The organism is Pedobacter rhizosphaerae, from assembly GCF_900111155.1.
Taxonomy (GTDB): domain Bacteria; phylum Bacteroidota; class Bacteroidia; order Sphingobacteriales; family Sphingobacteriaceae; genus Pedobacter; species Pedobacter rhizosphaerae.
In genome coordinates this window covers 1-13,833 of record NZ_FOGG01000005.1, presented here as the reverse complement: position 1 = coordinate 13,833, position 13,833 = coordinate 1, and the positions used below count along the sequence as shown (strand labels likewise).

General features: G+C 37.5%; 10 protein-coding genes. 9 read left to right on the top strand and 1 reads right to left on the bottom strand.

All coding sequences use genetic code 11. The features are described 5' to 3' along the window. Positions 1-70: 70 nt before the first annotated feature. The 3 genes from trpS (at position 71) to kdsB (ending at position 2,665) form a co-directional block, all read left to right on the top strand. Positions 71-1,069: a tryptophan--tRNA ligase gene (trpS, locus tag BMX11_RS05205; protein ID WP_090882165.1), complete on the top strand. Its 999-nt coding sequence runs from the start codon at positions 71-73 to the stop codon at positions 1,067-1,069. A 132-nt stretch (positions 1,070-1,201) separates the two neighbouring features. Beyond that, positions 1,202-1,816: a deoxynucleoside kinase gene (locus BMX11_RS05200; protein ID WP_090882163.1), complete on the top strand. Its 615-nt coding sequence runs from the start codon at positions 1,202-1,204 to the stop codon at positions 1,814-1,816. A 93-nt stretch (positions 1,817-1,909) separates the two neighbouring features. Continuing rightward, entirely contained in the window at positions 1,910-2,665 is a 756-nt protein-coding gene (kdsB, locus tag BMX11_RS05195; RefSeq protein ID WP_090882161.1) for a 3-deoxy-manno-octulosonate cytidylyltransferase, read from the top strand. Between the two features lie 151 nt (positions 2,666-2,816). Here kdsB and BMX11_RS05190 read toward each other — a convergent pair whose 3' ends face one another. Further along, positions 2,817-3,770: a bifunctional helix-turn-helix transcriptional regulator/GNAT family N-acetyltransferase gene (locus tag BMX11_RS05190; protein WP_090882159.1), complete on the bottom strand. Its 954-nt coding sequence runs from the start codon at positions 3,768-3,770 to the stop codon at positions 2,817-2,819. A gap of 121 nt (positions 3,771-3,891) precedes the next feature. Here BMX11_RS05190 and BMX11_RS05185 point away from each other — a divergent pair, with 121 nt between their 5' ends. The 6 genes from BMX11_RS05185 to BMX11_RS24510 all read left to right on the top strand — a co-directional run. Next, a complete protein-coding gene (locus BMX11_RS05185; protein ID WP_090882158.1) occupies positions 3,892-4,434 on the top strand; it encodes a hypothetical protein in 543 nt (180 codons plus the stop codon). Positions 4,435-5,114: 680 nt separating this feature from the next. After that, positions 5,115-6,731 carry a CTP synthase gene (locus BMX11_RS05180; RefSeq protein WP_090882156.1) on the top strand — a complete coding sequence of 539 codons (1,617 nt, stop codon included), beginning with the start codon at positions 5,115-5,117 and terminating at the stop codon, positions 6,729-6,731. Between the two features lie 20 nt (positions 6,732-6,751). Continuing rightward, complete coding sequence (gene yidC / locus BMX11_RS05175; protein WP_090882154.1) at positions 6,752-8,554, top strand: membrane protein insertase YidC; 1,803 nt, start codon at positions 6,752-6,754, stop codon at positions 8,552-8,554. 350 nt (positions 8,555-8,904) lie between these two features. Continuing rightward, entirely contained in the window at positions 8,905-11,760 is a 2,856-nt protein-coding gene (locus BMX11_RS05170) for a S9 family peptidase (protein ID WP_090882152.1), read from the top strand. A 168-nt stretch (positions 11,761-11,928) separates the two neighbouring features. Continuing rightward, positions 11,929-13,200, top strand: a complete 1,272-nt coding sequence (locus tag BMX11_RS05165) for a nucleoside recognition domain-containing protein (RefSeq protein WP_090882150.1) — start codon at positions 11,929-11,931, stop codon at positions 13,198-13,200. A gap of 424 nt (positions 13,201-13,624) precedes the next feature. Further along, positions 13,625-13,833, top strand: a 209-nt coding sequence (locus tag BMX11_RS24510) for a hypothetical protein (RefSeq protein WP_217643808.1), incomplete at its 3' end; no start/stop codon positions are given.

Below are 13,833 nucleotides of genomic sequence, written 5' to 3'. Positions count from 1 at the left end.
TTAAAAACTACAGATATTCTCACAATTAAATTAACTGTATAATCTAATTTATTTTTAATTTCGTGCCATTATGAAAGAAACAGTGGTGAGCGGCATAAGGCCGACAGGAAAGCTACATTTAGGAAATTATTTTGGTGCGGTGACCAATTTTGTAAAGATGCAGTATGATTATAACTGCTATTTTTTTATTGCCGATCTTCATTCGTTAACAACTCACCCCACTCCTGGCGATTTGCATGGCTATGTACGCCACGTTTTGGTAGAATATTTAGCTTGTGGAATTGATCCAGAAGAAACCACTATATATGTGCAATCTGATGTTCCAGAGGTTTCGGAACTTTATTTATACCTGAATATGAATGCATATTTGGGTGAATTGGAAAGAAGTGCTTCATTCAAAGAGAAAATCAGATCAAATCCTGACAATGTCAATGCCGGATTACTTACCTATCCAACACTGATGGCAGCAGATATTTTAATTCACCGTGCTACCAAAGTACCTGTAGGAAAGGATCAGGAACAGCATTTGGAGATGACCCGTAATTTCGGAAACCGTTTTAACAGAATGTACAATGCAGATTTCTTCCCAGAATCTTTTGCATTTAACTATGCAGAAAATTTAGTTAAGGTACCTGGCCTGGAAGGAAAAGGAAAAATGAGCAAATCTGATGGTGATGGAAACTGCATCTATCTGTCTGATAGTCCTGAAGTAATACGTAAAAAGGTTGCTAGAGCAGTGAGTGATAGCGGTCCGACCGAAGAAAACCAAGCAAAGCCAGAAGCTATTCAAAATCTATTCGATTTAATGAAAATTGTTTCTACGCCAGATACTATTGAACATTTTGATGGGTTATATAACAAAATGCAAATCCGTTATGGTGATATGAAAAAGCAATTGGCAGAGGATATGATTGTTTTCAATTCACCAATCAGAGAGCGAATTGAGGAACTTTCTAAAGATGAAACCTACTTAAGACAAGTGGCTAAGCATGGTGCCCTAAAAGCGCGTGAAAGTGCACAAAAAACGATTAGAGAAGTACGAAGTTTAATCGGATTTAAAAGTTTTTAATGAAGATTTGAGACATTAGATAGGAGATTTGAGGCGTTTAATCATTTACAAAAGAGCGTTAACCGTCAGCTTGAATCCATTTATAAGATCTCAATCCTCAAATCATATATCTCAAACACTAATCCCAGAAAGATGCACATAGCCATTGTAGGAAATATTGGTGCTGGTAAAACAACCCTAACCGGTTTATTAGCTAAAAATTATGGTTGGGAAGCTTTGTATGAAGCAGTAGACAATAATCCTTATTTAGAGGATTTTTATAGCGACATGAAGCGTTGGAGCTTTAATTTACAGATTTACTTCTTAAACAGCCGCTTCCAACAGATCAACGATATCGAAAAGAATAGCCGTAATGTTATTCAAGACAGGACCATTTATGAGGATGCACATATTTTTGCAGAAAACCTGCACGATATGGCCCTGATGACTACCCGGGATCATGACAATTACAGGGCAATATTTGATAACATCACCTCTTTTATCAAACCACCAGATTTACTGGTATACCTGAGGGCCTCGGTCCCTACCCTGGTTAATAACATTCAACGCAGAGGAAGAGAGTACGAAGCAGGTATCCGCATCGACTACCTTTCTAAACTAAATGAAAAATATGAAGCCTGGATAAAAGGGTATGACCTAGGCAAATTATTGATTTTAGACAAAGACAAACTGGATTTCACCAACAATCCTGAAGATCTGGGAACCGTAATCCAAGCCATTGAGGCAGAGATTAACGGATTATTTTAACTTTTTAAGGATGAGTATTTTTTGCTCATCCTACCCTAATATTTTGCGAAATTGAACGCGATTATTATTTTGCATGACTTCTAACCTCAAAATATGCCAAAAATTATCGGAATAATACCCGCTCGCTACGCCTCTACCCGCTTCCCGGGAAAACCTCTGGTTGACATCGCCGGAAAAAGCATGATTCAGCGGGTTTATGAGCAAGCCAAAAAAGCAACAAGTCTTTCCAAAGTGGTTATTGCTACTGATGATGAAAGAATTGCCGATGAAGTGAAAAGATTTGGGGGAGATTTCGTATTTACAGATTCAAATCACCAGAGCGGTACCGATCGTTGTGCAGAGGTTGCAGAAAAACTTCCGGAGTTTGACATTGTAATTAATATACAAGGCGATGAACCTTTTATTGAACCGGCACAGATTGATTTGTTGGCAAGCTGTTTTACTGAAGAAAAGGTACAATTAGCCACCTTAATTAAGCCAATCAAGAGTCAGGAAAGTGTTTACAACCCCAACAGTCCTAAGGTGGTTATTGATGTGAATGGCCGGGCAATTTACTTTAGCCGGAGCCCCATTCCCTTTATAAGAAATGGAGAACCTGGAGTTTGGGCTGAAAAGCATCGATTCTATAAGCATATTGGTATTTATGGATATAGAACCGAATCGTTAAAGGCCATTACCAAATTACCTCCCTCCGCTTTGGAAGTTGCAGAAAGCTTAGAACAATTGCGCTGGATTGAGAATGGCTTTTATATCCAGACCAAGATTACGGAATTGGAAACTGTTGCTATTGATACTCCTGAAGATTTGCTTAAGCTAAATAAGTTACTGGAGGCTTTAAAATTAGAATAGCCGAAAGGGCTATTTCGATTTTAAATCTCAAAAAATTAAATTGATTATAGGGATTGCCTCAGCTTACAGCACCCAGTCCGAAGTAACGATGCTAGTTTTGGCACCATCGAGGCAATCGTAAATCTAAAATCAAAATTCGCAAATCCCCCCCTTACGCTAGCTTTAATTCCATCTGTATATTACATCTGGTGTAGGGCGTTGGCTTCCCAACAACTTTCTCAAAGCCCAGTTTATGGTATAAATTGATAGCAGGTTTTAATACGGTATTACTTTCCAGGTAAATCTTCTTAGCCCCCATACTTTTAACCTTTTCAATCGCTGCAGAAGCCAGTAAAAAGCCAATATTTTTGCCTTGCGCTTTTGGTGAAACAGCCATTTTAGCCAATTCAAAATCATATTCGCTATCGGTCATTTTAATCATGGCACACACCCCCAGCGGTTCTCCCTCATATAAAGCAACCAAAATAAACCCTCCTCTACCCAGGATATATTCCTGAGGATGATCTAATGCCTTATAATCCGATTCCTCCATTTCAAAATGGATGGAGATCCATTCTTCATTTAGGGCTTTAAAAACTTCCTGATATTGAGGTTCAAATTCGACAATATTCACCAACTCGCTATTTCTTTCTTTCTTTTTTTCCATTACTCTTTTTAATAAACTTTTATGTTCCAACAAAAACTCCCACTCTTCTATGGCCTGCCAAAGATCATTGGTGGCCTGTGCCGACAATTCTTCAACAGCTGCATTTACGTCTATCAGTTGGTCTTCTATTTTTGCTGCAATTATTTTTCCCTTTTTAGATAAAGTTACCAGGGTCCTTCTTCCATCGGTCTGATCTTTTTTCTCTTCTACATAACCCTTGTCTATCATTTCGCTAATAATTTTACTTACCGAAGGATGAGAATGACCAATTGCCCTAGCTATAGCGGTAATGGTTTGATCCTCGCCCTGTGATAGTGAGTAAAAAACAGGAAACCATTTAGGTTGCATATCAATGTCATACAGCTTATAAATCTCAGCGCCATCTTCCGTTACTTTATCTGTAAGCATCCGAAGCCTGCTTCCTATGGCAACCTTACCCGTTTTTCTGAAAAAATCCATAACAACATTAATTACGTAACTGATTACGCAAATATAAAAATTAAGATGTTCAAAACAAATTGAAAGGAGATAAAATCTTTAGCATAAAATTTTATTACTTTGGGCATCATTTCAATTGCCTATGAAACACTTATCTGTACTGAGCTTATTTATTGTATCTATACTTTTCGCCTGCAACCCCTCAAATAAGGAAAAAGATAACGCGATTGAATTCAAAAACGTAAATCAGTCTATTGTAAAATCTTTTTCTGGTCTGAAAACATTAGACACTTTTAAAATTGAATTGACAGGCAGGAAGCCAGAAGAAATGATCCTGAATTTCAGTATTAAAAATAGCTCTGGTCAAGAAATATATAACGCAAAGATTAAGGGAACGGAGCTATTGGGCAGTACAGATCCAAATATTGATTTAACCAAGGAAAAAGACCAGATTATCTTCTTAAAAACTATAGCTGACGACTTTTTTAGCGAGGAAAACTTCCTGGAACCTGCTGTTATGCCTGATGACAAAGCAGATAACTACACCCCTGACAAAGCATTATACGAGGAACTAAAGAAATCTGGTTTGAATGGATTCAAATATCGCTTGGGTAAAGAAAATAACATCTACATTGCCTGGAGCGAAAAAGAACATAAGGTGAAGGTTTATTATAATTGTTGTTAGGTTGGTTAATTGTTTAACTGTTGAATTGTTTAATTGCTTAATTGTTGGGCTTAACTGCTGACTGCAAACGGCTCACTGCCAACTGACAAGAGGCTTTGTTGTTAGGTTGGTTAATTGTTTAACTGTTGAATTGCTTAATCGTTGGGTTTAACTGTTAACTGAAAACGGCTCACTGCCAACTGATAATAGGCTTTGTTGTTAATTGATCAATTTGTTTAACTGTTGAATTGCTTAATTGTTGAATTGTTGGGTTTAACTGCTAACTGAGAACGGCTCACTGCCAACTGACAATAGGCTTTGTTGTTAGGTTGGTTAATTGTTTAACTGTTGAATTGCTTAATCGTTGGGTTTAACTGTTAACTGAGAACGGCTCACTGCCAACTCGAAATAAGCTTTATTGTTAAATGTTAAATTGCTTAATTGTTGAATTGTTGGGTTTAACTGCTAACTGAAAACGGCTCACTGCCAACTGAAAACGGCTCACTCTCAACCGAAAATAGGCTTTTTTACCAATCAATTAAAGTGTACAAGTTGGGGCACTGGATGTATTTAACTGAAAAACACAGGATTATCACATTTAAAATATCTCAACTTTATCGCTTCAAAAAGTGAGGAATTTTCTTACCTTTGTATCCCGTACAAAAAGCATCAAAATACATTTGTTGCACAAAAAATAATCCATGACTAAGTATATTTTTGTTACGGGCGGTGTTACTTCCTCTTTAGGTAAGGGCATCATCTCCGCTTCTTTAGCTAAACTTTTACAAGCACGGGGCTACCGTGTAACCATCCAGAAATTCGATCCTTATATTAATATCGATCCGGGAACTTTAAATCCTTATGAACATGGCGAATGTTTTGTTACTGAAGATGGTGCAGAAACGGATTTAGATCTTGGCCACTACGAACGTTTCTTAAATGTTCCCACTTCTCAGGCTAATAATATCACTACTGGTCGTATTTACCAGAACGTAATCAGCAAGGAGCGTAAAGGCGAATATTTAGGAAAAACTGTACAGGTAGTACCACACATCACCGACGAAATTAAACGCAACATGCGCATTTTGGGTGAAAGTGGTGAGTACGATATTGTAATCACTGAATTAGGCGGTACCGTTGGAGATATCGAATCGTTACCATTTATTGAAGCTGTACGTCAGTTTAAATGGGAAGAAGGAAATAGCAATGCTATTGTAATTCACTTAACTTTAATTCCTTTCTTAGCTGCTGCCGGTGAGTTAAAAACCAAACCAACGCAACACTCTGTTAAGGCTTTATTAGAATATGGTATCCAGCCAGATATTTTGGTTTGCCGTACCGAACACCACATTAATCCGGATATCAGAAAAAAAATCGCATTATTCTGTAACGTTAACATCAATGCAGTAATCGAATCAATGGATGCATCTACTATTTATGATGTTCCATTGTTGATGTTAAAAGAGCAATTAGATAAAACCGTTTTATCAAAATTAAAATTACCAACGAAAAACGATCCGGACATGGAAAGCTGGAAAGATTTCCTTGGTCGTTTGAAAAACCCTACTGCCGAAGTAAAAATTGGTTTGATAGGTAAATATGTAGAACTTCCTGATGCTTACAAATCAATTATTGAATCATTTGTACATGCAGGTTCTAAAAATGAGTGTAAAGTACGTGTAGAATACATCCATTCTGAAGGTATTTTCCCTGACAATGTTAAAGAGAAGTTAGGTCATCTTCACGGTGTGCTCGTTGCTCCAGGCTTTGGAAGCCGTGGCATTGAAGGAAAAATTGACACCATTAAATATGTGCGTGAAAACAATATCCCTTTCTTTGGAATCTGTTTAGGAATGCAATGCGCAGTAGTAGAATTCGGAAGAAACGTATTGGGCTTAAAAGATGCACATACTACTGAAATTGAACCTGAAACTTCAAATCCTGTGATCAACATGATGGAAGAGCAGAAAAACATTGTAAACATGGGTGGTACAATGCGTTTAGGGTCTTATCCTTGTGATATTAAAAAAGGTACCAAGGCGTTTTCAATTTATGGAAAACAACATATCAATGAGCGTCACCGCCATCGTTATGAGTTTAACAACGATTATTTGAAACAATACGAAGAGGCTGGCATGATTGCTTCGGGTATTAACCCACAAACGAATCTAGTAGAAATTGTAGAGCTTAAAAACCATCCATTCTTTGTAGGCGGACAGTTTCACCCAGAATTAAAATCAACAGTTGCAAATCCTCACCCACTTTTTGTTAAATTTGTGGCCGCTGCGATGGACTTTGCAAAAAAGAAAACAAATTAAACGCAGTTTAGATACTTATAATGGATAGAAATACCTTTACAGGATTGTTCCTGATTATGATCATTTTGGCAGGATCATTCTACTTTTTTAAGCCAAGCGAGGCCGAAATGAAAAAGGCCCAAGAAAAAGATAGTATAGAAAATGCTAAAAAAGCTGGTGTTGCACCGGCAGTAAAAACGACTACAGCTAATGCTGCAACCATCAGTCCGGCGTTAGATTCTGCTGCGTTAAAAGGTCCGTTTGGAACTGCTTTAACCGGAACAGAATCGAAAACAGTTTTAGAGAACGAAAATTTATTAATTACTTTCAGCAATAAAGGTGGTAAAATTTCATCTGTTGAAGTGAAAGGTCAAAAAACCTTTGCAGGTAAACCATTAATTCTTTTTGATGGCAGCCAAAATAAATTTGGCCTAAGCTTAAATGCGGCTGGTAAAGTAATTAACACCAACGATTTATTCTTCAGCCCTACTAAAACGGGTAATACTGTAAATATGCGTGCCACTTACGGACCAAACGCCTATGTTGAGTATGTGTACAATTTGAAAGGTTTAAGTAACAAAGTCGATTTTAAAGTAAATTTAGTTGGGTTACAACAGGTTATTGCAGGCAATAACGTTGGTTTAAACTGGCAAACTACTTTGCTGCAACAAGAAAAATCTCTTGAAAGTGAGCACCGTTATTCTGCACCATATTACAAATATGTTGATGGCGATGTAGATCATTTAAGCGTTTCCAAAGATGAAAAGGAAGATTTAACTAAAGGTAAAATCCAATGGTTCTCTTTCAAACAACACTTTTTCTCGGCTTCTTTAATTGCTAAACAAGGTTTTGAAAAAGGAAGCTTAGAAGTTAAAATTCCAACGGCTCCAGGTCAGGTTAAATTTTATGATGCGAATATGCAATTGCCATATGCGCATACTGCTAATCAAAGCTATGATATGGAATTTTATTTCGGAACCAACAAGTTCTCTGTATTAAAAGATCAGGGCTTCGAATTAGAGAAACAGGTAGATTTAGGTTACTGGCCTTTAAAATATATCAATCGTTTTATCGTATTGCCGGTATTTAATTTCTTAAACAATTTCAATTGGAACTTTGGTTTAATCATTTTAGTATTAACCATCTTATTGAAAGTTGCCCTATCACCGCTTACTTATAAATCTTATCTATCAATGGCTAAAATGAGAGTTTTAAAGCCTGAAATGGATGAAATTAAAGCAAAAGTAGGTGAAGACAACCCAACATTGGTGCAACAGGAATACTTAAAGCTGTACAAAAAAGCAGGGGTTAACCCATTGGGCGGATGTTTACCGATGGTTCTTCAGTTGCCTTTGGTAATGGCCTTTTTCTTCTTCTTCCCTAACCTTTTCGAATTAAGGGGAGAAAGTTTCTTGTGGATGAAAGACTTATCTACGTATGATGAGTTTATTAAATTCGGAGTAAAACTTCCTTTTATTGGCGATCACTTGAGTTTAATGTGTGTTTTGATGACGATTTCTACGTTAATCATGACTTACTTCAATAACCAAACTTCTGGTGCTACAGGTCAAATGAAATATATCGGTTATATTATGCCGATTATCTTCTTAGGGGTATTAAATAGCTATCCTTCAGGATTAAACTATTACTACTTCCTGGCTAACTTAATGACCTTTGGTCAGCAGTTTATTATTAGAAAAATGGTAGACGATAATAAAATCCACGCCATGATTCAAGAAAATAAGGCTAAGCCAGAAGAGAAAAAGAAAAAATCTAAGTTTCAGCAGCGATTAGACGATTATATGCGTCAACAACAACAAGCACAGCAGCAAGCGAAAAAATAATTAAAACGCCCCGATTGTTTAAAACAGTCGGGGCGTTTTAAGTTATAGAGGAATTTATGAGTTGATCTATAAATGGTCATCCATTAATTGTAAGCTCACAATAGCCCCCCTCAGTATAAATCCATTCCAGCTTTTCAAGAGAATTTACTTAACAGCCCTTGAGGCATAGGTATACAGGTTTATCAAGCTATACGCCACTTATCCTGATTGATCCAGGTTCCTCACTATTCTAGCTGGTTCCTAACGCCTCTTTCTATTGTAATATTTGACATACAAGTTTCCAAATAAGCCGAAAATTTCCAATTTTAGAAGATTAATACCTCAACCAACAAATTAATCATCCATAGAAAATGCAAAAGAGACTAACTATCATTCTATTTTTCATCGTTAGCTTTGCCTACGCACAAAAGAAACCTTTGGATCATACTGTATATGATACCTGGGAATCTGTAGGAACCAAACAATTATCAAATAACGGGCAGTGGGCTATGTACGGCGTTTTACAGCAAGAAGGTGATGCGCAATTATACCTGTCGAATTTAAAAACCAATACAAAAATAACTGTTCCAAGGGGTATAAACCCTCAGTTTAGTAACGACTCTAAATTTGCAGCTTTCAATATCCGTCCTTTCAACAAGGACATCCGTCAGGCAAAAATCAAAAAGAAAAAGGCAGATGAAATGCCTAAGGACTCGTTGGGCATAGCCAACTTAACAACGGCTACCGTAACCAAAGTAGCCAGGGTAAAATCTTACAAATTTCCTGAAGAAGGTTTCGGTGTAATGGCTTATTTACTTGATAAATTAGACACGGCCAAAAACGCAGCTAAGCCTGTGGATAAGAAAGACGGCAATGAAGATTTTGCTGATGAACCGGCTGGAAAGGCAAAAACCGAAGAAGGAACTGATTTAATCGTAAAAAATTTAACTACTGGTGTAGATAAGACCTATAAATATGTTACCGATTATGCCTTTAGTAAAGATGGAAAGCAATTGGTTTTTGCCTGCAGTGGTTCTAAAAAAGATAAAACTGCTGCCCAGGGAGTTTTCTTATTGAATACCGAAAAAGGTACCCTGAAAACATTAATTAAAGGAAAAGGAAGTTTTAAAGGCTTTACTTTTGACGAAGAAAATGAGCACTTAGCGTTTGTTGGCGAACAAAGCCCTGAAAAGCAAGAAATCAAAGACTGGAATGTTTATTACACCTCGCCTACCATTGATACAGCTCAAATTATTGTTGATTTTGATATGCCTGGTTTGCCTGCCAAATGGTCGGTAAGTGGCGATGGTAAGGTTACTTTTAGCAAAGATGGCAAGAAACTTTTCTTTGGCATAGCACCGGTTAAAAAGGCAAAAGACACTACGATCGTGGATTTTGAAGTGGCTAAAGTGGATATCTGGAATTATAAAGATGATTACTTACAACCCATGCAGCTGAGAAATGTTGAACGTGATAGCAAAAAAAGCTATTTATCGGTTATTGATGTTTACAGCAGCGATCCGAAAGTAATTCCTTTAACGGATGTAAAATTACCTGATGCAAGCATTATCGCTGAAGGCGATGCTAATTTTGTACTGGCTTCTACAGATTTTGGCCGTAGGGTTGAAGCACAATGGAGTGGATCAACTGCTAAAGACTATTACTTAGTAGATACTAAAAATGGTCAACGTAAAAAAATTATTGAGAACTTAAACGGTTTTGCATCTGCCTCTCCAGCTGGAAATTATGTGCTTTATTTCGACAGAAAAACGGCTAACTGGTATACCTACGCTATTTCAACAGGTAAAGTAACCAACTTAAAAGAAGGATCGAAAGTTAAATTTGTTGAGGAAGACAATGATGTTCCAGACTTTGCTTCGCCATATGGAGTAGCCACCTGGACAGAAGATGATAAAGCTGTATTGATTTACGACAGATATGATATCTGGTCATTTTCACCAGATGGAAAATCGGCAGCTAAAAATATTACCAATGGCTTCGGAAGAGAAAACAAAATTACCTTCCGCTATGAAAGGGTAATTCCTGAAACGCGTTTAGAACGTAACGTGGATACGAAGTTTGTTAAGGCAAATGAATTGGTTTGGTTGGATGGTTTCAATAATGACACTAAAGAGAGTGGCTTCTACCGCAAGAATGTGGGTAGTGTTAAAGCGCCGGACCTGGTAGTGATGGCTAAGGTTAAATATTCAGATCTGCTAAAAGCGAAAGATGCCGATGTTTATATTTACGATAAAGCCAGTTATGTTGCCTCTCCAAATGTTTATGTTACTACTGATTTCAAAACTGAAACCAAACTAACCAATACCAACCCGCAGCAACAAAACTACAACTGGGGAACGGCTGAGCTAGTTAAATGGACTACACCTAAAGGATACTCTTCTGAAGGTATCTTGTATAAACCAGAGAACTTCGACCCAAATAAAAAGTACCCCATGATTGTTTATTTCTATGAAAAACTTTCTGATGGCCTTTATACTTACCATGCGCCTGCCCCTACTCCATCCCGCTTAAATATTTCCTTCTTTGTGAGTAATGGATATTTGGTTTTTGCACCGGATATTAGTTATGAAAATGGACATCCAGGTCAGTCTGCGGTAGAATACATTAACTCTGGTGTAGAAAGCTTAAAGAAAAATAACTGGGTTGATGGCAGCAAAATTGGTATCCAGGGACAAAGTTGGGGCGGTTACCAGGTGGCTTACCTCATTACCGAGAACAATATGTATGCAGCTGCATGGGCAGGTGCTCCTGTAGTTAACATGACTTCTGCTTATGGTGGTATTCGCTGGGAAAGTGGTATGAACCGCCAGTTTCAATATGAAAAAACACAAAGCCGTATCGGAGCTACCCTTTGGGAGAAACCAGAATTATATATCGAAAACTCTCCGTTATTTAAGTTCCCTAAAGTAAATACCCCTGTAGTTGTGATGGCGAACGATGCTGATGGAGCAGTTCCATGGTACCAGGGAATTGAAATGTTTACGGGCTTACGCCGCTTAGGTAAACCAGTGTGGATGTTAAACTATAATGGTGAAGCCCATAACCTGGTTCAACGCCAAAACCGAAAAGATATCCAGATTCGGGAACAACAGTTCTTCGATTACTATTTAAAGGGGGCTAAAGCTCCTGCATGGATGACATCGGGCGTTCCCGCTACTGAAAAGGGTAAGAGTTGGGGTTTTGAGTTAACAGACGATAAACCTTAATTCTAGTCTACAGTTCAAAGTATTGAGTCTTTTAGTCTGATTTTTAGACTTAAAACTCCAGATAAATTTATAAAAAGTCCATAGTGAATAGTTTTAAAGCTATCTGCTATGGACTTTCGAGTAAAAAGGGTAATTTACACCGTCAAAATTTCAAACTAAACAAACCTAATGGCATTAAGCAGAATTTGGTCGGCATTTATAATTGTAGCCATAGTAGTGGCAAGTATAAAATGCTTTTTCTTTGGGCAGAGCGATATATTTAGCTGGATGGTTATCGGTAAAGCCGATGATGCAGCAAATCCCTTGAAATTGGATGGGATTATCCAAACTTGTTGGGTTTCTGTAGAGCTTTGCCTAAAACTGATTGGAATTTTGGCTTTGTTTATGGGATTAATGAGTATTGCTGAAAAAGCTGGAGGTATTCGCTTACTATCCAGAATTGTTGGTCCATTCTTTTCTAAACTTTTCCCTGATATTCCTAAGGGTCATCCATCAATGGGCCATATGATCATGAATTTTTCTGCTAATTTATTAGGCTTAGATAACGCTGCAACTCCTTTTGGGTTAAAAGCAATGGAAAGCCTGCAAGAGCTAAATCCAAATAAGGATACGGCTTCTAATGCTCAGATTATGTTTTTGTGTTTACATGCTGCCGGTTTAAGCTTAATTCCTGTAAGCGTAATTGCCATACGTGCTTCTCAAAATGCCTCTAACCCAACTGATATTTTCATTCCTTGTTTAATCGTAACCTTTGTTGGAACCATGGCGGCAATGCTCATTGTTTCCTTTAAACAAAAGATTAATCTCTTACAACCTGTTGTTATCGGATGGATTTTCGGGCTCTCGGTAATCATCGCCACCCTGGTGCTTTACATCAGATCTTTAGATGCTACAGGCATTCAGTCTTTTTCAGGAATCCTTAGCAACGGCTTGATTTTATTTATCTTCCTTGTAATTGTATTGGGTGCATTATATAAAAAAATTGATGTTTTTGATGCCTTCATTGATGGGGCGAAGAATGGATTTAATACGGCCATCAATATTATTCCTTACCTGGTGGGGATGTTGGTTGCCATTAGCTTGCTTCGAACAAGTGGTACCTTCGATGTTGTAATCAATGGCATTAAAAGTGTATTTGTTTATTTAGGAACCGATACCAGATTTGTGGAGGGCTTACCTACGGCATTAATAAGACCGCTAAGCGGTGGTGCAGCCCGGGGAATGATGGTGAGTACCATGGAAACCTACGGAGCCGATTCTTTTGCCAGCAGGCTGTCTGGTGTATTTCAGGGCGCTTCTGATACTACCTTTTATGTTGTTGCAGTTTACTTCGGATCTGTACAAATTAAAAATACCAGATATGCAATAGGTTCTATGCTACTGGCTGATTTAGTAGGTGTTTGTACTGCAATTGGAATATGCTATTTGTTTTTCGGATAGTCTTTATTTAGTCTGAAGTCTAGAGTCTGAAGTCCAAAGTCTGTAGTCTTGAGTCTCATGGCATAAAGCAGAAGATTTAGTCTGAAGTCCAAAGTCGGTAGTCTTGAGTCTCCTGGCATAAAGCAGAAGATTTAGTCGGAAGTCCAAAGTCTGTAGTCTTGATTCTCCACGCATAAAGCAGAAGATTTAGTCTTAAGCCCAGAGTCGGTAGTCTTGAGTCTGTTTGCGAAAAAACTAAAGATGAGTCATTCCAGGCTGTCATTTTCCGACGCCAAGTCTTAATACTTAATACTTAATACTTGATACTAATGCGAATTAAGGGTCGGATTTAATTATAAAAATAGGCATAAAATAGCCTGTTTTATTTTTATAATAGCCTGATAATCAGTATATTTATAGTGTATTCGACGCACTGTAAAACCACATGATTAATCAGGCTAAGGCACTAAAATTAATAAAATTATACCAATATGTATGCGATAGGTATGAAATTGAACTGCAGTACCACTGCCAGCGGTTCACCAATAATAGTAGACCTGATTTTACCGATCAGGAAGTCATGACCATTTATCTATTTGGTATCTATGAGGAACAACGTTTCAAAATAAAACAGATCCATAAATTTGCCTCGGA